Here is a 21,633-nt window from a genome sequence, read left to right on the forward strand (position 1 = left end):
CCACGGCAGCACCACAGCACCACAGCACGAGGAAGGCCCCGTCTCGCTCCGGCGAGACGGGGCCTTCCCGCGTCCCGGGACACCGGCGTCGAGACGCCGGTGTCGCCGCCAGGCGCCGCCACGCCCGCGGAACGCCTCCGGTTCCGGGGGCGTCTCGGTGGATGCGGTGCGTCTCGCGCAGACGCCCCCGTCTCGCGGGACGGACGGGGCGCCGAACGGGAGGCACGGGGCGCGGCCGCCACGGGCCTCCCGTCCGTCAGCCGGCCGGGTCGGAGGGCTCGCCGTCCGGGTGCGCCGGATCGCCCGGACGGACGTGGGTCGCACCTGTCGCGCGCAGCCGCTCTGCCGCCTCCCGCAGCCGTGGCACGTCGACGCGTGCCGTCCACAGCAGCACCGACGAGGTCACCCCCCGGCGTCGGCCGGTCAACCGGTCCCCCACGCCCGCGAGACGCGCCCACGGGATCTCGGGCTCGGCCGCCGTGAGGACACCGGGCAGGGCCGCGACGACCGCGCCGATCTCGACCAACCGCATCCGGACCGCGTCGAGCACGACGTCCGACGGAGCGGCGTCCGCGACGTAGCGCTCGATCGCCTCGCACGCGCGCACGACCGCGTCGAGCCGTTCGTCCACCTCCGGTCCCGTGGCACCCGTCACAGCGGGACCGCTGCACGGTGCAGGTCCGACCCGGCGCACAGGGCGTCGAGCACCTCGACGTCGACACCGAGCAGCCGCTCCGCCTCGTCCTGGATCCGCATGAGGGTGAAGATGCCGGCACCGGGCTCGAGGTCCACGAGCAGCCCGACGGACTCGGCTCGCCGCCGGGAGCCGGTGGTGCACAGGACGCGGGGTGCGGCACCGCCGTTGCGCTCCACCGCCGCGACCAGGGCGTCGCGCGCGGCCGCGATGCGATCGACCAGGGGAGGCGGAGCGTCCACCGGGAGCAGGTCGACCGATGCCTCGAACCCCGCAGCACGGACGAGCCGCTGCAGTGCCGCGAGCGACGGTTCCCGCCGACCGTTCTCGTACGTGCTGATCACACTCTGCGTGACCCCGGCGCGAGCGGCGAGCTGCACCTGCGTCAGTCCGGCGCGCAGTCGGGCGTCGCGGATGATCTCGGACGCCACCACCGGCTGCGGCGCACGGGTCGGTGCTTCGGCCATGCAGCAACGATACACAGAGTGCGACATTTCGCCGCGCAGTAGTACATCACCGGTCCTGCGGCGGCCTCCGGGCGGGCGTGATCGGCCCCGTCCGCGGTCAGTCGCGCTGCGAGACGTCCGCGCGGTGGAAGTTCAGCGCCGAGCGCGACGGGGTCGGACCACGCTGGCCCTGGTAGCGCGACTGGTACTCGGCAGAGCCGTAGGGCTTCTCCGCCGGGCTCGAGAGCTGGAAGAAGCAGAGCTGCCCGATCTTCATGCCCGGCCAGAGCTTGATCGGCAGCGTCGCGACGTTCGACAGCTCGAGCGTGACGTGGCCCGAGAAGCCCGGGTCGATGAAGCCCGCCGTCGAGTGCGTCAGGAGGCCGAGGCGACCGAGCGAGCTCTTGCCCTCGAGGCGTGCGGCGATGTCGTCCGGCAGCGTCACGACCTCGAACGTCGAACCGAGGACGAACTCCCCCGGGTGCAGCACGAACGCCTCGTCCGGGTCGGTCTCGACGAGACGGGTGAGCTCGGGCTGGTCCTCGGCCGGGTCGATGTGGGGGTACTTGTGGTTGTCGAACAGCCGGAAGTACTTGTCGAGGCGGACGTCGATGCTCGACGGCTGCACGAGCGAGGAGTCGTACGGGTCGAGGCCGATCCGTCCCTCGGCGAGCTGGGCGGTGATGTCGCGGTCGGAGAGCAGCACGCAGCAACCCTAGCGGCAGGGTCCGGCCACCGGTATGCTGCGAGGCTGCCCTGCCGGGCGGCGGACGACGGCCGTCCGACCGGCCGACCACAGGGGGCAACGATGGCCGACCACACCGACACGGTCGACGGGCAGCTCGTCGTCGAGGAACTCGTCGTGCCGGCGACGATGGACGACGATCCGGAGCTGGTGCGGGCGTTCTCGGACTGGCTCGCGGTGTCCGATGCCGCTGAGGTCGCGGTGCACGGGCTGCCCGAACTGCCGTGGACCCCGGCCGAGTACCTGCCGATGTGCCACGAGCCGGGATCGCCGAGCCGCCTGTTCGTCGTGCGCGACGACACCGGCGACGTCGTGGCCGCGGGCTCGTACGACTCGAAGACGGAGCCGGGCACGACGAACTGCTGGCTGTCGGTGGGTGTCCGCCCCGACCGACAACGCCGGGGGTTCGGCACGCTGCTCGCCGACCACCTCGAGCAGCTCGCCCGGACCGAGGGCCGCACGCAGTGGAAGACGTACGCGGTCTCGCGGCAGGTCGGTCCCGGCGACGGGCCCGGGTACCGCCAGGCCCCGACGGGCTCCGGCGCCGTCCCCGAGGACGAGGCGGCGGTGCGCTTCCTGACCGGACGCGGCTGGCGCTTCGGGCAGGTGAACCGCATCAGTCGGCTCGGGCTCCCCGCCGACGCCTCCGTCGTCCGGGAGCTGCACGACCGCGCCGCGACGGCGGCCGGTCCCGGCTACCGAGTGCACACGTGGACCGGCGCCACCCCCGAGCGGTGGCTCGACGACCTCGCGTTGCTGCACACCCGGATGAGCACCGACGCGCCGGAGGGCGACATGCCGGAGCCCGAGGACGTCTGGACCGCCGACCGCGTCCGGGAGTCCGAGGAGCAGCTCGCGAGCGGGCCGCACACCATGCTGACCGTCGCCGTCGAACACGTCGAGAGCACCACCCTGGCCGGTTTCAGTCAGCTCAAGGTGCCGGACGATCCCACTCGGGCCGTGATGCAGTGGGACACGCTCGTGCTCCGCGAGCACCGCGGGCACCGACTCGGATGGCTCCTCAAGGTGGTCGGGATCGAGACCGTCGAGCGGGACTTCCCGGGCCGGCCGTCGATCGTCACCTTCAACGCCGAGGAGAACCGGCCGATGCTCGACGTCAACGAGGCGGTCGGGTTCGTCGGGGTCGGCAGCGAGGGCATCTGGGAGCACCGCGACTGACGGCCCATCGAACGTCGGGAGTCGGGAGCGGGACGGTCCCGGACTGGGACCGGGGTGTCAGGCGGGCGACCTACCATTGGACGGTCATGACCGTCACGTCAGCCGCCACGCAGCCCGGGGACACGGCACCCGACCCCGCCCCCACCACCGCGCGATCCACCACCGTCGCGACGGTCCTGGTCATCGCGATCCCCCTCGCCGTGGCGTGCGCCGTGCTCGGCATGACCGTGACCGGCGCCTTCACCGCGTCGCAGCAGCTCGTCTCCGCCGGTGACCTGGTCGAGTACGGCCTGCCGGTCGCCCGCGTGGTGCACGACACGACCGCCGCGCTGGCCATCGGCCTGCTCATCGTCGCTGCGTTCGCACTGCCCGCGAAGAAGGCGGACCACGGTGCGATGTCGAGCGTGCAGCACCGAGCCGCCCGGTGGGGTGCCGCAGCCGGTGCGGTGTGGTTCCTGGCGGCCGTCGTCGGCATCGTGCTGACCGGCGCCAACACCCTGGGCGTCCCGCTCACCAGCCCGGTGTTCGCCCGCAACTTCCTGCTCTTCGCGTTCCAGGTCGAGATCGGCCAGTCACTCGTCGTCTCCGCCGCGGCGATCCTCGTCGCGACGCTCGTCGCCGCGTTCGCCACCCGGGTCACCACGCTCGCGGTCGCCACCGTCGCCGCGCTCTTCGCGCTGCTGCCCCTCGCACTCTCCGGGCACGCCGCGGGCGCCCTCGAGCACGCGAACGCGGTGAACTCGCTCGCCGTGCACCTGGTCGCCGTGTGCGTCTGGGCGGGCGGTCTCGTCGCCGTGCTGCTGCTCCGCACGCGGACGAAGGGCGCCACCGGCCGGGTCGTCGCCCGCTACTCGACGCTCGCGGGCTGGGCCTTCGCCGCGGTGGCCTTCTCGGGCATCGTCAACGCCTCGCTCCGCCTGACCGGCCCCGCCGACCTCGTCACGACGACCTACGGCTGGCTCATCACGGTCAAGGCCGTCATCCTCGTGCTGCTCGGGCTCGCCGGGGTCGCTCAACGCCGGAAGCTCGTGCCGGGTCTCCTCCGTGCGCCGCTCGACCGGAAGCTCTTCGTGCGGTTCGCCCTGGCCGAGGTCGTCTTCATGGCCGTCGCGATCGGCGTCTCGGTCGCCGTGTCCCGCTCGCAGCCGCCGATCCCGCAGACGCCGGAGACCGGGCAGGACACCCGCTCCGGCCTGCTCGGGTACACGTACCCGCCGGCGCAGACCGTGCAGACCTACCTGACGCAGTGGCACATCGACTGGGTGTACCTGGCGATCGCCGTCGTCGGTGCCGGCTGGTACCTCCTGTCGGTGCGGAAGCTCAAGCAGCGCGGCGACTCGTGGCCGGTCGGCCGGACCATCGCGTGGTTGCTCGGCTGCGCGCTGTTCATCTGGACCACCTCGGCCGGGCCGGCGGTCTACGGCATGGTGCACTTCTCGTCGCACATGCTCCAGCACATGCTGCTCATGATGTTCGTGCCGCTGCCGCTCGTGCTCGGCGGGCCGGTGCTCCTGGCGCTGCGGACCCTGCCGGTGCGGAACGACGGGTCGCGCGGCGCTCGCGAGTGGCTCATGCTCTTCACACACTCACGGTGGATGCAGTTCCTCGCGCAGCCCGCCGTCGCCGGTGTCATCTTCGCCGGGTCGCTCGTGGTCTTCTACTTCACCCCCGCGTTCCAGTACGCGATGCAGTCGCACGAGTGGCACGTCGTGATGGTCGTGCACTTCGTCTTCAGCGGGTACCTGTTCTTCTGGGTCTTCGTCGGCGTCGACCCGGGTCCGAAGCGCCCGCAGTACCCGATCCTCATCATCGCGCTGCTGGCGACCCTGGCCTTCCACGCCTTCTTCGGCGTCGCGGTGATGACCTCGCAGTCCGTCTTCGCGGCCGACTGGTTCCACGCCCTCGGCCAGACCGACGACCGGGCGCTGCTCGCCGACCAGCACACGGGCGGTGGCATCGCCTGGGGCGCGTCCGAGCTGCCGATGGTGTTCGTCGCGCTGCTCGTGGTGCGCAACTGGGTGCGGACGGACAAGCGGGACGCCAAGCGCCTCGACCGCAAGGCCGAGCGCGACGGCGACGCGGACCTCAAGGCGTACAACGAGCGGCTCGCCGCCATGAGCAAGCGCGACTGACACCGATCCCCCCGGCACCGGGCGGGGTCCGGTCCCTGCGTCCGGTCAGTCGCCGTGGACGATGCAGACGGCGTCGAGCTCCATCGACGCCTCGAGCGCAGCGGTCACACCCGGCTCGCCCTCCGGGCCGAACGGCGTCACCGTGTCCACCCACCACAGCGGCGCGGACAGCGTCGGGGCGTCCGGCAGGATCCGCGCGACCTCGTCGATCGAGTCGACCCGTCGGACACCGAGCACCGTGATCACCGGGTGCGTCGCGTCGCGGCAGACCTGCAGCACCGGGCCGTCGTCGAGTGCACGGACGCCCCACGACTCGTCGTGCAGCAGCAGCGCCTCGGCGACGTCGCGGGTCTCCACCGGTCCACGGCAGAGGAGTGTCACGTCACGCGGCACCCTGACCGCCCGTGCTCCGTCCGGAGGTGGCGTGCGACCCGCGGTCGTGGCCGTCCAGCGCGCCCTCGTCGTGTGCGGGGTCGAGCGGAGCACCACCGACGAGCTGCAGGAAGCGGTCCTCGTCGATGCGGTCGAGGAACGACTCGAGCGCCTCCCACCCGTCGTCGAAGCGCACGACCAGTCCGCCGCCGCCGAAGCCCGAGGTCGACGTGCGCGGTGGCGGCCACTCGCCGGCACGGTCGAGGAACTCCGCCGCCTCCGGGCCGACGACGACGGCCAGCGGGGTCGGTTCCTCGTGCGCCACGGCGCGGACCAGGTGGTCGGCGTCCCCGCGGCGCTGCATCACGACGCCGAACACCGGCTCGACCTGGTCGGCGACGCGGTGCACCGCGTCCAGGAGCCGCGACGCGAGGGCCGGGTCGGCACCGTGCTCGGGGATCGTCAGCACCGCGGACATCGTCTCGACGACCACGCCGTCGAGCAGGTGCGCGGTCATGGTCGCCGAGAACCCCTCGCCGTGCGCGTACGAGGTCGAGACCTCCGGGGCCTCGTGCTTGGCGTACTGCGTGACGACCCAGCGGTCCCACGGCACCGTGAGCGGCTCACTGGTGCCCCAGTGGGTCGGACAGGTGCCGACCGTCTCGCACAGTGCCTCGATCGCGGTCCCCATGTCGACCGACCGACCGGCGTGGTGGCGCAGGGTCAGGTCGATGCTGATCTGGCGCACCGAGTCGTGCGATGCGAGGTGTCCTGGCGCCGGCGGACCGACGAGTTCCGGCCCGCGGCGGACGAAGTCCTCGATGCCCGCGGCGGCGACGCCGGTGCGGCCGTCCCGCATGTTGCCGTCGGGACCGTCCACGGCCCATGCTGCCTGGTGCACGCCCAGCGCGTGCCGCAGGGCGGGGGTGACGGATGCCTCCTGGCCGGTGCGGAGCACGACCGTGCGGCCGGACTCGGACGCACGACGGAGCAGCGAGGCGAGCGACTCCGTCAACCACACGACCGGCGATGCGGAGCGGACCACGATGGCGGGGCCGACCACGTCGTCGATGAGGGGATGCCTGACCATCCGGGTCCTCCTCCGGTAGGGCGTCGGAACCCCCTGGACGGTACACACGCCGACGACACGTGTCCGTCGGCCAGGGGACCTCACAGGGGAGACACGGCGACCGGGCCGGACCGACCGGGAGGCCCGGCCCACCGCCGCCACGGACCGTGCGGCGTGCGTTCGGCTGGCGTCCAGCGGAGAATCCGCTAGGCTTGCTGCGTCCCGTCCGGCGGGATGCGCGAGTGTAGTTCAATGGTAGAACTCCAGCTTCCCAAGCTGGTAGCGCGGGTTCGATTCCCGTCACTCGCTCCACTGCTCCTCCTGATGCCCGTCGTCAGCCTCGCTACGCTGCGTGCATGACGTCCTGGTGGGATCGCACCGATCCGTCGGACGACCCGCGACTGTCGAACCGCATGCCGGACGGGATCGTCGCGTGCTGGTGGAACGTCGTCGGCGGCGCTGCGCTCGTGGTCGGGTTCCCCACGATCGTCCTCACGAGCGGCTCCGACGCCGCCCACGTCGTGTTCGCGCTCTCCGGGTTCGTGATCGCCGTCGTCATGGAGGCGTTCTTCCTCCGGAAGCTCCTGCAACGGCTCGCCGGCCGTCGAGGGCTCCGCGCCGAGCACGCCGAGGAGCAGCGACGCGCACGGGAGGACACCGACGAGCAGGGCTGACGCCTCGGTGAGGTACACGCGGCTCCGAACCCGCCCGGGCAGCGCCTGGTAGACCTCGTTGGACGAACGCGTCAACGGTCGATGCACCGTGTGGGCTCCCGACGGAGCCGGCGGCCCTCGTGCTCCAGTCCCGAGCGGCTCACCCCACCTCCGGCGTCCCGGACCCACACATCACGCACGTCCGCACAACGAAAGGACCACCCATGAGCTTCCTCGGCTTCATCCTCCTCGGCCTCATCGCCGGCGCCATCGCCAAGCTGATCCTCCCCGGTCGGCAGGGCGGCGGCTGGCTCGCCACGCTCGTCCTCGGCGTCATCGGCGCCCTCATCGGCGGCTGGATCGGCGGCGCGGTCTTCAACGTCGGCTACGACGGCTTCTTCAGCATCCAGTCCTGGATCATCGCGATCCTCGGCGCGCTCGTCGTGCTGGTGATCTGGGGCCTCATCACGGGCCGCCGCGGGAGCCGCGCGTAGTCCACGAGCTCCACGACGACGGGAGGCGCGGGGCCGGACGGCACCGCGCCTCCCGTCGTTCCACCCCCGTCAGCACGACCCGGAAGACCCCGCCATGCACCTGCGCCGCTCCCCCGCGCCGACCAGCGTCCGCCCGAGCACCTGGACCGACCCGTACGGCCGACTCGCGGTGCGCTGCCTGCAGACCGTGGTGATCGTCGTGGTCATCGGCGGGATCGTCACCGCTGCGACCACCCTGAGCCTCGTCACGATCCCGGTGCTGCTCGCGCTCATCATCGCGTCGGCCCTGCACCCGCTGGTCGGCTGGCTCCGTCGGCACGGGGTCCCGTCGGTGCTCGCCACGACGATCGCGTTCGTGGCCGTCCTCGCGGTGCTCGCCGGGGTCCTGTGGCTCCTCGTCGCCGCCGTCGCGAACCAGTGGTCCTCGCTGCAGGACTCGGCGGTCGACGGGCTCCAGCAGGTGCAGGACCTGCTCCACGAGCTGCCCGTGCGCATCACCGACGGGCAGATCGAGGACGCCGTGGACGGTGTCGTCGACTTCGTGACGAGTGCCCGGTTCGGGGCGGGGGCCATCGCCGGCATCTCGGCGGTGACGAACGTCGTCACCGGGGCCGTGCTGATGGCGGTCATCCTGTTCTTCTTCCTCAAGGACGGCCCTGCGCTGTGGGAGTTCCTGCTCCGCCCGTTCACCGGCGAGCAGTACGACCGTGCGCGCCGCATCGGGGACCGCGTGGTGACGACCCTCGGCGGGTACGTGCGCGGGACGGCCGCCGTCGCCGCCTTCGACGCGGTCGCGATCGGCACCGGGCTCGCCGTGCTCGGCGTCCCGCTGACGATCCCGCTCGCGGTGGTGGCGTTCGTGACCTCGTTCATCCCGATGATCGGCGCACCGATCGCCGGCACCCTCGCGGCGCTCGTGACCCTCGTCGCACTCGGGCCGGTGAAGGCGGTCATCGTCGTCGCGATCGTCGTGCTCGTCAACCAGATCGAGGGCAACTTCCTGCAGCCCGTGCTCATGGGCAGGACGCTGCGGCTGCACGGGCTCGTCATCCTGGTCGGCCTGACCGCGGGCACCGTGCTCGGCGGGGTGACCGGCGCGCTGCTCGCGGTGCCGCTCATCGCCGCCGGGTGGGGCGTCGTGCAGGTGTGGAACGGCGAGGACGCTCCGGCGACGCCCTGGCGGCAGAAGCGGCGCGAGACGGTACCGGTCGGCTGAGCGCCGGGCGGTCACCACGCCGCACTACGCTGCCCTGATGGACGGGACACAGCCGGACGAGACCCGGTTCGACGGGCACGTGGTGATCGGCGACGGCGTGGTCGGCGCCGCAGCAGCCTGGGCCCTGACCGCCCGCGGCGAGCGCGTCCTGCTCGTCGAGCAGCACGGTCGCGGACACCTCGAGGGCTCGTCGCACGGCACGACCCGGATCTTCCGGCAGGGCTACAGCGACCCGGAGTACGTCGCGCTGACGACCCGCGCGCTCGCGCTCTGGGACGCCCTCGAGTCGACGACCGGCACGACGTTGCTCGACCGGACGGGCGCGGTCGACCACGGCCGGCCCGAGGTGGTCGACGCCATCGCCGCGGCGCTGGCGGACGCCGGGATCCCCCACGAGACCCTGACCCCGGAGGCCGCCGCGGACCGCTGGCCCGGCATCGCGTTCGAGGGGCACGTCCTGACCCACGCGACGGCCGGACGCATCCGGTCGGCCGACACGATCGAGCTCCTGCTGACGCTGGCGGAACAGACGGGCCTCGCCGAGCTCCGGTTCGGCACCCGGGTGGCGGCGGTCGCGGACCACGGGGACGCGGTCACCGTGACGCTCGACGACGGCACGGCGGTCCGCACGGCGAGCGTGGTGGCCGCGGTGGGGTCCTGGGCGCCCACGCTGGTGGGTGACGTGCTCGCCGCACGCGGGGCGCGCCTCCCGGCCGTCCGCGTCACCCAGGAGCAGCCCGCCCACTTCCCGAGCCACCTGCCGGACGAGGCCTGGCCGTCGTTCGTGCACTGGGCCGACGGCGACGACGTGTACGGACTGCTGACCCCGGGCGAGGGCGTCAAGGTCGGGTTCCACGGCACCGGCCCGGTCGTCGACCCCGACGCCCGCGACAAGCGCCCCGTGCCCGAGGAGGCAGCGCGGTTGCAGGCCTACGTCGCCCGGTACGTCCCCGGCGTCGACGCCACACGCCCGACGTTCATCAGCTGCCTGTACGACACCACGCCGGACGAGGAATTCGTGATCGACCGGCGCGGACCACTCACCGTCGCGACCGGGTTCTCGGGCCACGGGTTCAAGTTCGCGCCGCTGCTCGGGGAGCTCCTCGCCGACCTGGCGACCGGTGGCGAGCCGATCCCCCGCTTCGCCCTCTGACCGCCCGCCGCCCCGCTACGGTGGTCCGGTGCGCGTCGTCATCGCTCCCGACTCCCTGAAGGGCACCGCCACGGCGGCCGACACCGCGCGGGCGGTCCGGGCCGGGTGGCTCGACGAACGGCCGGAGGACGACGTCGTCACCGTGCCGATGGCCGACGGCGGCGAGGGCACGCTCGACGCGTTCGCCGCGGCGTACCCGGCGGCCGAACACGTGCCCGTGACGGTGACCGGGCCGGCCGGCACCCCCGTCGACACCCACTGGATGCGCCTGCCCGACGGCCGGGCCGTGGTGGAGCTCGCGGCGACGAGCGGGCTGCCGCTCCTGGGCGGGGCACTGCTCCCGGAGACCGCGACGAGCCGAGGGTTCGGCGAGGCGATCGCGGCGGCGCTCGACGCGGGCGCGACCGGGCTCGTGCTGGGCATCGGGGGCAGCGCCTCCACCGACGGCGGACGCCCGGTGCTCGAGGCGCTCGGGCTCGCCGTCGGTGCTTCCGGCGCGGTCGACCGGTCGGGGCTCCGGCCCCTGCCCGCCGGTGGGGTGGTCGTCCTGTCCGACGTCACGTCACCGCTGCTCGGGCCGGCCGGTGCGGTGGCCGTGTTCGGACCGCAGAAGGGCATCACGCCGGACGCTGCCCCGGCGTCCGAGGAGCGGCTCGCCGCCTGGGCACGCAGCCTGCCCGAGGTCGACCCCGCGACGCCCGGTGCCGGTGCCGCGGGCGGTGTCGGCTTCGGGCTGCTCGCCTGGGGCGCGACCCTCGCACCGGGAGCGCTCGCGGTCGCGGACGTGCTCGGACTCCCGTCGCTGCTCGACGGCGCCGACGTCGTGGTCACCGGCGAGGGACGCTTCGACGAGCAGAGCGCTGCGGGCAAGGTGCCGACGGTCGTCCGGGCGCTCGCGACGGAGCACGCGCCGGGGGCCCGGGTGGTGCTGGTCGCGGGCGAGATCGAGGCGCGGCTGGACGACTTCGCGGCGGCGGCCTCGCTCGTGGTGCTCGCGACGCAGACGACCGGTGAGCCGGACGACGCCCTGCGTGACCCGCTGCGCTTCGCGACGATCGCCGGGCAGCGGTTGGCGCGGCTCGTCGGCTGAGCGCCCGGGGGGTGGCCGACACGCCCGCCCGGGCGCACGAGGGGTACCCCGACGCAACCTCCCTGCCCCCGGGGCGCGGGACCACACTGGGGAGCGGGTCGCACCCGACCCGAGAAGCACCCCCACGAGGAGACCAATGCGCACCGTCAACGCGTACGCGGCACCGTCGGCCACCGAGCCGCTCGTCAAGACCACCATCACCCGTCGTGACGTCGGCCCCGACGACGTCATGATCGACATCGCCTACGCCGGGATCTGCCACTCGGACATCCACACCGTCCGCGGCGAGTGGGGTCCGATCCAGTACCCGCAGGTCGTCGGCCACGAGATCGTCGGCCACGTCACCGAGGTCGGCGCGAACGTCACGAAGCACCAGGTCGGCGACCGGGTCGGTGTCGGCTGCATGGTGAACTCCTGCGGCGAGTGCGAGCAGTGCGTCGCCGGACAGGAGCAGTACTGCCTGAAGGGCAACATCGGCACCTACGCCAGCGCCGACCCCGCCGACGGCTCGATCACGCAGGGCGGCTACTCGCAGGCCGTCGTCGTGAACGAGGACTTCGTCCTGAAGGTGCCGGAGTCGCTCGACATCGAGAAGGTCGCGCCGCTGCTCTGCGCCGGCATCACCACCTACTCGCCGCTGCACCACTGGAAAGTCGGCCCCGGCTCGAAGGTCGCGGTCGTCGGCATGGGCGGCCTCGGCCACATGGCCGTCAAGATCGCCGTCGCCCTGGGCGCCGAGGTCACCGTCCTGTCGCAGACCACGTCGAAGGAGGCCGACTCGCTCCGCTACGGCGCGAAGGCCCACCACGCGACGAAGGACCCGGCCACGTTCGAGCAGCTGGCCGGCTCGTTCGAGCTCATCATCAACACCGTCTCGGCGAAGCTCGACATGAAGGCCTACCTCGGGCTGCTCAAGGTCGACGGCACGCTCGTCAACGTGGGCGCCCCGTCCGAGCCGCTCGAGGTCCCGGCGTTCGCGCTCATCCCGCGCCGCCTGAGCTGGGCCGGTTCGGCCATCGGCGGCATCGCCGAGACCCAGGAGATGCTCGACTTCTGTGCCGAGCACGACATCCTGCCGGAGACCGAGCTCATCAGCGCCGACCAGGTCAACGAGGCGTACGAGCGCGTGCTGTCCTCGGACGTCCGCTACCGCTTCGTGATCGACGCGGCCACGCTGGCCTGACGACGGGTCCACGGACGGGAGGCGGGGTGCCGGCCGCCCCCGCGCCTCCCGTCCGTCCATCCGGAGTGGCACCACCCTCCTTGTCCGCAGAACGCGAGACAGCAGTCCGGGCTGCGCGACGCGCCCGCTGCACCGACACGAGGAGGGAGGCTGGTTCGATGGACGACACGACGAACGAGGGACTCCGCTCCCTGGTGTCGGTGTCCGGCAGTGACACCGACGGCGCGATCGCCGACCTCGCCGGGATGTACGCCGGCAAGGCCTGGCACTCGGCGCACGTCGACGACGACTACTGGTACCGCTACGTCGCCGTCGGCGACGAGCGCATGAGCATCCGCCGGTCGCAGATGCACGGCTCACTGCGCGGCGACGTCGCCGTCGAGGGCGAGGTCGTCGTCCAGTGGCTCGACTCCGGCACCGCGACCGTCGACACCGGCCGGAACGCCGTCCGCATGCAGCCGGGCGTCCCCGTGCTCTTCCCGATCGAGCAGCGCTTCGAGATGGAGTACCGCGACTGGGACCAGCGACTGGTGCACCTCGACCGCGACCTCGTGCTCGACGTGGCCTCGGAGCGCCACCTCGTCGACGGCACGCTCGCCTTCGACCGGTTCACGCCACCCACGACGGCGGCCGTCGAGCGGTGGCGTGCGTCGGTCGCATCGGCGGTGCGGGCGCTGCGCGACGGAGGCGCGGGATCGCTCGCGTGGCACGAGTCCCAGCGCGAGGTCGTCCGCTCCCTGCTCGACCTCTACCGGTTCCACGGGGAGCCCGCTCCCGTCGGCTGGGGTGAGCACCGCAACGCCCGCGTCCGCTCCGCCGTCGAGACCGTCCACGCACGGGCCCACGAGCCGCTGACGGTGTCCGACATCGCCATCGCTGCCGGTCTGAGCGTGCGCGGACTGCAGGAGTCCTTCCAGCGGACCCTCGACCGCACGCCGATGCAGTACCTCCGCGAGGTGCGGCTGCGTCGGGCGCACGACGACCTGCTCCGTGCCGAGCCCGGCTCCGTCGCCGTCGCCGCGATCGCGGCCCGCTGGGGCTTCACCCACATGGGACGGTTCTCGGGCGAGTACCTGCGGCGGTTCGGGGAGTACCCGAAGCAGACGCTGCGGCGCTGACCCCGGGCCGCTGCTCGTCGCTCGTCGCCGGTCAGCCGACCTCGTCGCCGGACGGCAGCGCGCCGCACCAGTCGACCGAGGACGCCTGCACGCTCGCCTCGAGGGCACCGGAGGAGGCGTCGACGACGCTCACCAGGTCCCCCGACGCGGACCGCGTGGTGACCGCGAGGAACTGACTGTTCGGGGACGGGCAGACCGCGGTGACGCTCGCGTCCTCCGGCACCGTCACGGGCAGCCGGGAGGCACGACTGCCGTCCACGCGCACGATCCGCTGGGCGAGGGTGCCGTCGGCCCGCACCTCGCCCACCACGCGCACGTACGTGTCGTCCGTGAGCGGGGCGATCCGACCGAGGTACGGCGCATCGGTGCTGCCCTGCGGTGCCGGCAGGTCCTGGCGCTGCCCGTCGGTCAGGTCGAGCCGCACGATCCCCGTGCCGGTCTCGACGACCGCCGTGGTGCCGCTGCCGACGTAGCCGTGCAGGTACGTCGCGCTGCCGAGCCGGACCGGGTCGTTCCGCCCGCTCATGTCGACGAGCACCAGGTCGTCGGAGCCGGTCCGCACCAGGGCGCTCTCGGTGCGGGGCACGTACGCCCACTGCCCGACGGTCATCGGTTCGGCACCGGCGGTCGGCTTCCCGTCGGCCGCGATCGCCGTCGGCAGGTGCGTGCCGGTCATGTCGACCACGTACAGCCCGACGTCCCGCGACTGGCCGGTCGACGTGTCGGCGTACTCGAACCCGAAGGACGCCCCGTCGTCGGCGACGTGCAGCGCGGTCACCCGGCCCGCCGCGGTCGGGAGCGTCAGCCGCTCGACGGGGGTGCTGTCGTCCTGCACGCCTCCGGCCAGGGGCACGATCTCGACCGACGAGCGACCGTCGGCACCGCGGACGACCACGAGCGAGCGGCCGAGGCGCGCGTACTCGGTGATGCCCGCGGCCTCGAAGACCGTGGTGGCGCCGCCGGCGTCGAGGGAGCGCCGGACGATCCGGTCCTTCCCGCCGGACGGAGCGGGCACGAGGGCGAGCACGTCGGTGCTGCCCGTCGTGATCGTCGTGCGGAGCTCGGACGCGGCGGGCTGCCCCGGGGCGCGGACGTCACGCACGGCGATCTCGTACGTGCGGTCGTAGGCGAGCGGCCCGGCGAACTCGACCGCGATCGTGTTGCCGCTCGAGGTGACGGTGTGCGGGGCCGACGGGGTCACGGTGACGGCGTCGGCCGGCACCTGCTGCAGGGCCTGGTTCGCGGTGAGGATGACGCGCTGCGCCGGCCGGGACACGAGACCGGTGGCGTCGTAGGTGACGTCACGGAGCCGGGGGCCCTGCTGCGAGCCGACGACCGCGGCGACGGCGCCGACGAGCACGAACACCGTGATCGACGCCACCAGTCGGCGACGGAACCGGTCGCGCGGGCGGCGGCGGAGCGGTGCGGTGTCGTGGGTGTCGGTGCTCGTGCGCATCAGTACTCGTAGGGGTCCGTCGGCTGGTCGATGTCGCGGACCTCGGCGGCACGGATGACGATCCGTGCGTCGGCGGACTGGTCCGGGTTCGCCGCGAGCTTGCCCGTGACGCGCACCCACTGGTCGGCGTCGGGCACGGGGCCGTCGACGACCACACCGAGGCCGACCGGTTGGGCGTCGACGGCGCAGCAGCTGATCACGAAGCGCGTCAGCGTGAATGACCCGTCCGCGCCCGGGACGACGAAGCCGGAGAGCTCGACCGGCTTGCCGACCAGCGCGCTCGTGTCCGTGGTCTGACGGATGAGCGCCGCCCAGTCCTTCACGCCGTACTCCGAGGTGTCGACGCCCTCGCTGCCGAGCAGGGCGACGTCCTGCGTGCCGGTGGCGTTCGACAGGGTCGGGGTGTCGACGCTCCGCTGCTGGGCGGTGCGGGCGGACAGGGTGGTCGGTGGGAGCACGAGCATGGCGACCGTGACCCCGACGGTGGCAGCGGCCGCGATGCCGCCGAGGACACCGCGGGTGACCCGTGCGGCTCCGGGAGCGCGGCGGCGGACCGCCCGGGCGGCGTCGGAGCCGTGCTCGTAGGCGGTCCCGTCGTCGGGCGTGCGCGCGTGGCCGCCACCGTGCGCGTGGTCGCCACCGTCGGCGTGGGCGGCGTGCGTGTGGTCGTGCTCGTCGGCGTGGGCGACGTGCGCGTGGTCCTGCTCGTCGTCGTGGGCGTGCCCGTGCCCGCGCGCCACGGCGACGAGCCCCGCCACCGAGGCCGGTACGGCGACCGCGGCGAGGATGATCGTGAACAGGTCGTACCGCGGGTTGATGTACAGGTCGAGGTGTCCGACCAGGGCGAGCCACAGCGTGCACAGCGCCACCGCGAGCACCGACCCGAGCCCGAGGTACGCGGGAGCCTTCTCAGACGAGGACATTCATCACCAACCCGACCGCCGCGGTGAACAGGACGCAGACGACGGCGAGCAGCACCAGGAAGCGCGCGCGGAACGTCGTCCGGAGCAGGGCGATCATCTTGACGTCGATGATCGGCCCGATGAGCAGGAACGCCGTGATCGACCCCGGCAGGAACGTCGAGGCGAACGACAGCGCGAAGAACGCGTCGACGTTCGAGCAGAGCGAGATCGTCATCGCCAGGAGCATCATCGCGGCGACCGACAGCACCGGGTTCGCCCCCACCGCGACGAGCGTCGACCGGGGTACCGCGACCTGGATCGCGGCCGCGAGCCCGGCACCGACGAAGAGCGCGGGCATCATCGTCGCGGTCTCGCCGCCGAACTGCGACGCGCTCTCGCGCCAGCGGTTGCGGGAGCGCGGTGCCCCGACGGCGGCACGGCACCGGGCCTCGAACGCGGGCAGGAGCAGCTCGGCCGGGCGACGGTGCGCGGCGACGATCCACCCGACCAGGTTCGCCAGCACGAACCCCCCGACGATGCGGACGACGAGGATCCACCCGGACCACCCGAACGCCTGCGCGGTGCTGATGATCACGAGCGGGTTGAGGATCGGCGCGGCCACCAGGAACGTGACGGCCTCGGCGGGGGTGAACCCGCGCATCATGAGCCCCCGGGCGAGCGGCACGTTCCCGCACTCGCACACCGGGAAGAGCATCCCGATGAGCGAGATGACCGCCCGTCGGGGCAGCGGCCGCTCGGGCAGGATCCGCTCGAGCACGCCCGCCGGCACCCAGACCTCGACGACGATCGAGAGCACGATGCCGAGCACGACGAACGGCAGCGACTCGACGACGACGCTGATGGCGAGCGTCAGGAAGTCCTGCACGACGTCGGGCAGCCCGGCCGTGCCCACGCTCGGCGACACCACGCGCACGCCGAGCAGCACCACGACGGCGCCGAGCACCAGGCCGGGGCCGGTGAGCGTGCGGGTGGGGGCGGGGCGAGTGGGAGCGCTCGTCACCGGGACAGGATAGGCGAGGAGCGCGCCGGCTCCCTCCGAGCCGCGCGGGGACGGGTGTCAGTCGGAGGGCAGGCCGGCCAGGTGTCGGTCGAGCAGGTCGACCGCCCACTCGGCGGACTCCCCCGGGGCGAGGCGTGTGACGTGCACCGCGAGACCGTCGACGAGCGCGTGGAGTCGGCACGCCTCGTCGGCCCGCTGGTCCTCCGGCACCCCGACGAGTGCGACGATCCGGTCGCACCACGTGCGCATCTCGGCGACCACCCGGTCCAGGGCCGGTCGGAGCGCAGCGTCGGTGAGCGCGGCGTTGCCGAGCGCCAGGTACACGTCGAGCTCGACCACCCGCTCGTCGTCCAGCGGCAGCAGCTCGAGCAGGATCCGGCGTGCGGTCTCGCGGCCGGGCAGCCCCTCGGGGATCGCGTCGATCCGTTCACGGGTCCGGTCGAACACGAGCGTGATGGTGTGCTCGCGCATCGCCGCCTGCGTCGGGAACACGTAGCGCACGGTGCTCGGCGGCAGCCCGGCCTCGGCGGCGACGCCGCGGACGCTCAGGGCGCCCAGTCCGTCACGGGCGAGGACGCGGCATGCGGCGTCGGACACGTCGAGACGGCGCTGTTCGAGGTCCTCGCGGGTGGTCACCAGCACATCGTCGCACGCTCGTACGACTCGTGCTAGCGTCGGTCCGGCAGGAGTCGCACAGTCGTGCGACTCGCGACGAGGAAGGGAGACCGCCATGGCATGGGTCGTGCTCGTCCTGTCCGGTGTGCTCGAAGCGGTGTGGGCCACCGCGCTGAGCGCGTCGAACGGGTTCAGGAAGGTGGTGCCGACGGTCGTGTTCGTGGCCGGCATGGTGCTCAGCATGGTGGGCCTCGCGTTCGCCATGAAGGCGATCCCGGTCGGCACGGCCTACGCCGTGTGGGTCGGCATCGGGGCGTCGCTGACGGTCGTGGTCGCGATCCTCCGCCGCCAGGAGGCCGCTTCCGTCGCCCGTGTCGCCCTCGTCCTCGGCCTGGTCGCCTGCGTGGTCGGCCTCAAGGTGGTGAGCTGACGTGGCGTGGCTCGTCCTGTTCGTCAGCGCGGCGCTCGAGACCGTCTGGGCCACGGCCCTCGGCGCCAGCGACGGCTTCACCGTCCCCGGCCCGACCGCCCTCTTCGCGGTCACGATCGTCGTGAGCCTGGTCGCGTTCGGGTACGTGCTGCAGCACATCCCGATCAGCACCGCCTACGCGGTGTGGACGGGCACCGGCGCGGCCCTCACCGTCCTGTGGGGCATGGCGACCGGCGCCGAGCCCGTCACGTTCCTGCGCCTGCTCTTCATCGCCGGCATCGTCGGGTGCGTCGTCGGCCTCAAGCTGGTGCCGGCCCGCCCGGTGGCGCCGGCCCCGGAGCCCGGGGCCAGCACCGCTCCGCAGCAGTCGCCCCGCGCGTAGGAGAGAGTGCGATGGGTCGGAACGCCCGTGGCGACGGACGGGAGGCGCGGTGCCAGCCGGCACCGCGCCTCCCGTCCGTGAGGGGGTCACGTGATCAGACGGACGCACCCGTCCACTCGTCCTCGGCCGCGACGTGGTCGCTCGCCGCGGTCCCCGCGGCGAGCGCGGCGGCCACACGGTCGGCGTGCGAGGGCGGGTCGGACGGCACGTGCGCCGGACGGTCCGCCTCGTTGATCCTCCGGAGCTCGGGGACGATGTCCTCGGCCAGGATGTCGATCTGCTCGAGCACCGTCTTGAGCGGCAGCCCGGCGTGGTCGATGAGGAACATCTGGCGCTGGTAGTGCCCGACGTGGTCCTTCATCGTGGCGTAGCGGTCGATGACCTGCTGCGGCGAGCCGACGGTGAGCGGGGTCTGGGCGGTGAAGTCCTCCATCGACGGGCCGTGGCCGTACACCGGGGCGTTGTCGAAGTAGGGGCGGAACTCGTCCCAGGCGTCCTGCGAGTTCTTCCGGGCGAAGAACTGCCCGCCGAGGCCGACGATCGCCTGGTCGGCCGTGCCGTGCCCGTAGTGCTCGAAGCGCTGGCGGTACAGACCGACCATCTGCTCGGTGTGCTGGATCGGCCAGAAGATGTTGTTGTGCAGGAAGCCGTCGCCGTAGTACGCGGCATGCTCGGCGATCTCCGGCGTGCGGATCGAGCCGTGCCACACGAAGGGCGCGACCCCGTCGAGCGGACGCGGGGTCGAGGTGAAGCCCTGCAGCGGGGTGCGGAACTTCCCCTGCCAGTTCACGACGTCGTTCTCCCACAGCTGGCGGATGAGCGCGTAGTTCTCGATGGCCAGGTTCACGCCCTGACGGATGTCCTGCCCGAACCACGGGTAGACCGGACCGGTGTTGCCGCGGCCCATCATGAGGTCCATGCGGCCGTCGCTGATGACCTGGAGCATCGCGTACTCCTCGGCGATGCGGACCGGGTCGTTCGTGGTGACGAGGGTCGTGCTCGTGGACAGGGTGATGTGTTCCGTCCGACCGGCCAGGTAGCCGAGCATCGTCGTCGGGCTCGAGGCGACGAACGGCGGGTTGTGGTGCTCGCCGGTGGCGAAGACGTCGAGGCCGGCCTGGTCCGCGTGCTCGGCGATCGTCAGGATGTCCCGGACGCGCTGGGTGTCGTCCGGCGTGGTGCCGGTCGTAGGGTCCGTCGTGACGTCGCTGACGGTGAAGATCCCGAACTGCATGGTGCCCGCCTCCTGGTGCTGGCTGCTGGTGCTGCTGATTCGATGCGTTTGCATCGACTTGCCGGGTACAACGTACCGCAGCCCCGGGCATTCCCGCCAGCGCCGGGTGCGTCCGGAGGCGCACAGCGGCGGGTGCGTCCGGAGGCGCCTGGCGCCGGGTGTGCCCGGAGGCGTTCAGCGGCGACGCCTCCCGGTCGTCGAGGCGTCCGCTCGTTCGGGGGGGCAGTCCGCCTGGACTGCCGCTCAGCGGCGGGGCGGCAGGGCGCGTTCGTCCGTCTGTGCGGCGTGGTGGAGCCCGTCCGCGAGCCACACGACCGTGACGACCGCCAGCACGCTCACGCTCGACGCCATGCGGCCCGCGACCAGGACCGCATCGTGCAGGTCGGCGACCCCGGCCAGGCCCGCGACCACGGCGACCACCCCGACGAGCAGACCGACGCCCGTCGCGACCAGGAGCAACGCGGTCACCAGGTGACGGGGGCCCCGACGCCCGTCCCGGTCACCGCGCTCCCCGCGGTCGACCCGCGGTCCGACGGCACGGACGAGCCCGAGCCAGAACAGGGCGATCGCGCAGGCCCCGACGATGTCGCTCACCCGGTGCCAGCCGTACACGACCGTCTGGTTCGCCACGAACACGGCGTAGGCAGCCCCCACGATCGTCACCACCGGTCGCCAGCGCCGGGGCGTCACGAGGAGCACGGCGAACAGTGCCGCGAGCGCGATCGTCGCGTGTCCGGAAGGGTACGAGTTGGGCGTCTCCGACTGGGCGATCTCCGGGCGCTCGGCGATACGCTTCACGAGAGTCGAGGTGGCTGCCGACGCGAGCACCACGACGCCCGCTCCGAGTCCGACCGCGAGCCGGCGCCGGGCGAACGCGACGGCGGCGATCACGACCACCAGCAACAGGATGACCGGCACCGAGATGACGTTCAGTGCAGTGTCCGACCCGAACAGGTCGGACTCCCGGACCCCGCCGAGCGCGGCGTCCTCGACCCGCTGCCCGACCGGCGTCAGCACGGCGACGGCGTAGACGAGAGGCACGATCACGAACCCCAGAGCCGCCAGCAGCCCCCACCGCAAGCGCCGCGAGACCAACGGTCCGCGCGACTCGGGCGCGGTGCGTTCGGGCGTGCGGGTCACCGGCGTGGTCCTCCTCGGTGTGGCGATCATCGGTCTCCTCGTCCGGCTGGTGCCGCGCGTGCGATTCGGACGGTCGGGGTCCGACACGATACCGTTGGTCCGCCGGTCCGCGCCTGTGAACCAGGGGTCAGCCACCTCAGGATCCGACGGCCGCACCACCCGTGCACCGCGGGCAGGTGCTCCGGCTCCCGCCGCCGGTCCGTCCGGTGCGACCACCCTGTACCAGGAGGAGACCGAAGTGGCCATCAAGGAACCCAGCATCACGGCGTCGCCGAACCGGGGCCTCGCCCTGACGGTGGGATCGCTCCTGGCGCTCTGGGGCTTCCTCGGCTTCTTCTTCGCCGCCGACGGCGACCCGGGCTTCTTCAGCCGCGAGGGCGGGATGCTCTGGAATGCCTTCGGCGTCAACCCGGCGATGTGCCTGCTCTGGATCCTGCTCGCCGTCGTGCTGCTCATCACGAGCCTCGGCACCACCATCGGTGCGCGGAACGGCAACCGTCTGGTCGGCGTCGTGCTCGTCGTCATGGCGGTGTACGGCTTCGCGCTCGGTGGCACCTCGGCGAACGTCTTCGCGCTGACCTTCGCGGACAACCTGTTCCACGCGATCATCGGCGTCGTCCTCCTCCTCACCGCCTTCGGTGCGGACCGCGAGAACGTCCGTGCGATCCGGGCGGCTCAGCGCGCCTGACGCGTCCGTCGTACGTCCTCGACGCCCCGTCCACCGGCTGGTGGGCGGGGCGTCGTCGTCGTCGGGGCTCGGCCGGGCTCGTCGAGCGGGCAGGACCCACCACGGGTGCTCCACCGAGCGGGCAGGGCACGCCAGGGTCGTCCGCCGAGCGGGCAGGACTCGTCGACGACTCCCGCCGACCGTGACGGATCCGGCCCGATCGGCGGGTGACGACCGTGACG

23 protein-coding genes and 1 tRNA gene are annotated in these 21,633 nt (G+C 72.8%); 13 read left to right on the forward strand and 11 right to left on the reverse strand.

Annotated features, from left to right (window positions below; all coding sequences use genetic code 11):
- Positions 1-256: 256 nt before the first annotated feature.
- The 3 genes from M3666_RS00525 to dcd form a co-directional block, all read right to left on the reverse strand.
- Positions 257-655 (reverse strand): DUF86 domain-containing protein, encoded by a 399-nt coding sequence (locus tag M3666_RS00525; protein WP_251154169.1) that lies wholly within the window; start codon positions 653-655, stop codon positions 257-259.
- On the reverse strand, positions 652-1,161 hold the full coding sequence (locus tag M3666_RS00530) for an XRE family transcriptional regulator (RefSeq protein ID WP_066651859.1): 510 nt from the start codon (positions 1,159-1,161) through the stop codon (positions 652-654). Before M3666_RS00530 ends, M3666_RS00525 begins: the two co-directional genes overlap by 4 nt.
- Before the next feature lie 97 nt (positions 1,162-1,258).
- Positions 1,259-1,846, reverse strand: coding sequence for a dCTP deaminase (dcd, locus tag M3666_RS00535; RefSeq protein ID WP_209684193.1), 588 nt, complete (start codon positions 1,844-1,846; stop codon positions 1,259-1,261).
- A gap of 102 nt (positions 1,847-1,948) precedes the next feature.
- On the opposite strand from dcd, the gene M3666_RS00540 reads away from it, so the two are divergent.
- Positions 1,949-3,064, forward strand: a complete 1,116-nt coding sequence (locus M3666_RS00540; RefSeq protein WP_251154170.1) for a GNAT family N-acetyltransferase — start codon at positions 1,949-1,951, stop codon at positions 3,062-3,064.
- 86 nt (positions 3,065-3,150) lie between these two features.
- The gene (locus M3666_RS00545) at positions 3,151-5,196 is read left to right on the forward strand and encodes a cytochrome c oxidase assembly protein (protein ID WP_066651850.1); all 2,046 of its coding nucleotides are present in this window, start codon (positions 3,151-3,153) and stop codon (positions 5,194-5,196) included.
- A gap of 45 nt (positions 5,197-5,241) precedes the next feature.
- Here the strand turns inward: M3666_RS00545 and M3666_RS00550 are convergent, their stop codons facing one another.
- Entirely contained in the window at positions 5,242-5,553 is a 312-nt protein-coding gene (locus tag M3666_RS00550; protein ID WP_209684196.1) for a hypothetical protein, read from the reverse strand.
- 25 nt (positions 5,554-5,578) lie between these two features.
- Positions 5,579-6,658 (reverse strand): DUF6177 family protein, encoded by a 1,080-nt coding sequence (locus M3666_RS00555; RefSeq protein ID WP_251154171.1) that lies wholly within the window; start codon positions 6,656-6,658, stop codon positions 5,579-5,581.
- A gap of 217 nt (positions 6,659-6,875) precedes the next feature.
- Here M3666_RS00555 and M3666_RS00560 point away from each other — a divergent pair.
- The 8 genes from M3666_RS00560 (at position 6,876) to M3666_RS00595 (ending at position 13,544) form a co-directional block, all read left to right on the forward strand.
- Positions 6,876-6,949, forward strand: a tRNA-Gly gene (locus tag M3666_RS00560).
- Between the two features lie 44 nt (positions 6,950-6,993).
- Positions 6,994-7,311 (forward strand): hypothetical protein, encoded by a 318-nt coding sequence (locus tag M3666_RS00565; protein WP_251154172.1) that lies wholly within the window; start codon positions 6,994-6,996, stop codon positions 7,309-7,311.
- Between the two features lie 203 nt (positions 7,312-7,514).
- Entirely contained in the window at positions 7,515-7,784 is a 270-nt protein-coding gene (locus M3666_RS00570) for a GlsB/YeaQ/YmgE family stress response membrane protein (RefSeq protein ID WP_066651839.1), read from the forward strand.
- A 94-nt stretch (positions 7,785-7,878) separates the two neighbouring features.
- Positions 7,879-9,000 (forward strand): AI-2E family transporter, encoded by a 1,122-nt coding sequence (locus M3666_RS00575; RefSeq protein WP_209684209.1) that lies wholly within the window; start codon positions 7,879-7,881, stop codon positions 8,998-9,000.
- A 37-nt stretch (positions 9,001-9,037) separates the two neighbouring features.
- The gene (locus M3666_RS00580; protein WP_251154173.1) at positions 9,038-10,153 is read left to right on the forward strand and encodes an FAD-dependent oxidoreductase; all 1,116 of its coding nucleotides are present in this window, start codon (positions 9,038-9,040) and stop codon (positions 10,151-10,153) included.
- Between the two features lie 28 nt (positions 10,154-10,181).
- Positions 10,182-11,243 carry a glycerate kinase gene (locus M3666_RS00585; protein ID WP_251154174.1) on the forward strand — a complete coding sequence of 354 codons (1,062 nt, stop codon included), beginning with the start codon at positions 10,182-10,184 and terminating at the stop codon, positions 11,241-11,243.
- Positions 11,244-11,379: 136 nt separating this feature from the next.
- A complete protein-coding gene (locus tag M3666_RS00590; RefSeq protein WP_251154175.1) occupies positions 11,380-12,426 on the forward strand; it encodes an NAD(P)-dependent alcohol dehydrogenase in 1,047 nt (348 codons plus the stop codon).
- A gap of 158 nt (positions 12,427-12,584) precedes the next feature.
- Positions 12,585-13,544, forward strand: a complete 960-nt coding sequence (locus M3666_RS00595) for a helix-turn-helix transcriptional regulator (RefSeq protein WP_066651828.1) — start codon at positions 12,585-12,587, stop codon at positions 13,542-13,544.
- A 31-nt stretch (positions 13,545-13,575) separates the two neighbouring features.
- Here M3666_RS00595 and M3666_RS00600 read toward each other — a convergent pair whose 3' ends face one another.
- The 4 genes from M3666_RS00600 to M3666_RS00620 are packed head-to-tail and all read right to left on the reverse strand — an operon-like array spanning position 13,576 to position 17,559.
- Complete coding sequence (locus M3666_RS00600) at positions 13,576-15,000, reverse strand: hypothetical protein (RefSeq protein ID WP_251154176.1); 1,425 nt, start codon at positions 14,998-15,000, stop codon at positions 13,576-13,578.
- Positions 15,000-15,923 (reverse strand): TIGR03943 family protein, encoded by a 924-nt coding sequence (locus M3666_RS16560; protein ID WP_285840982.1) that lies wholly within the window; start codon positions 15,921-15,923, stop codon positions 15,000-15,002. Before M3666_RS16560 ends, M3666_RS00600 begins: the two co-directional genes overlap by 1 nt.
- A complete protein-coding gene (locus M3666_RS00615; RefSeq protein ID WP_066651825.1) occupies positions 15,910-16,923 on the reverse strand; it encodes a permease in 1,014 nt (337 codons plus the stop codon). The genes M3666_RS16560 and M3666_RS00615 overlap by 14 nt, the downstream gene beginning before the upstream one ends.
- 57 nt (positions 16,924-16,980) lie before the next feature.
- Complete coding sequence (locus M3666_RS00620; protein WP_251154177.1) at positions 16,981-17,559, reverse strand: TetR/AcrR family transcriptional regulator; 579 nt, start codon at positions 17,557-17,559, stop codon at positions 16,981-16,983.
- Between the two features lie 94 nt (positions 17,560-17,653).
- On the opposite strand from M3666_RS00620, the gene M3666_RS00625 reads away from it, so the two are divergent.
- Both M3666_RS00625 and M3666_RS00630 read left to right on the forward strand, forming a co-directional pair.
- The gene (locus M3666_RS00625) at positions 17,654-17,968 is read left to right on the forward strand and encodes a multidrug efflux SMR transporter (RefSeq protein ID WP_209684219.1); all 315 of its coding nucleotides are present in this window, start codon (positions 17,654-17,656) and stop codon (positions 17,966-17,968) included.
- Position 17,969: 1 nt separating this feature from the next.
- Positions 17,970-18,350, forward strand: coding sequence for a multidrug efflux SMR transporter (locus M3666_RS00630; protein ID WP_066651819.1), 381 nt, complete (start codon positions 17,970-17,972; stop codon positions 18,348-18,350).
- Positions 18,351-18,444: 94 nt separating this feature from the next.
- Here the strand turns inward: M3666_RS00630 and M3666_RS00635 are convergent, their stop codons facing one another.
- Both M3666_RS00635 and M3666_RS00640 read right to left on the reverse strand, forming a co-directional pair.
- Positions 18,445-19,584 (reverse strand): CE1758 family FMN-dependent luciferase-like monooxygenase, encoded by a 1,140-nt coding sequence (locus M3666_RS00635; protein WP_251154178.1) that lies wholly within the window; start codon positions 19,582-19,584, stop codon positions 18,445-18,447.
- A 243-nt stretch (positions 19,585-19,827) separates the two neighbouring features.
- The gene (locus M3666_RS00640) at positions 19,828-20,724 is read right to left on the reverse strand and encodes a phosphatase PAP2 family protein (protein WP_251154179.1); all 897 of its coding nucleotides are present in this window, start codon (positions 20,722-20,724) and stop codon (positions 19,828-19,830) included.
- Between the two features lie 238 nt (positions 20,725-20,962).
- On the opposite strand from M3666_RS00640, the gene M3666_RS00645 reads away from it, so the two are divergent.
- Complete coding sequence (locus M3666_RS00645) at positions 20,963-21,412, forward strand: DUF4383 domain-containing protein (RefSeq protein WP_158407721.1); 450 nt, start codon at positions 20,963-20,965, stop codon at positions 21,410-21,412.
- The last annotated feature ends 221 nt before the right edge of the window (positions 21,413-21,633 follow it).

It is taken from the genome of Curtobacterium sp. ODYSSEY 48 V2, assembly GCF_023712625.1.
In the GTDB taxonomy this organism is placed as follows: Bacteria; Actinomycetota; Actinomycetes; order Actinomycetales; family Microbacteriaceae; genus Curtobacterium.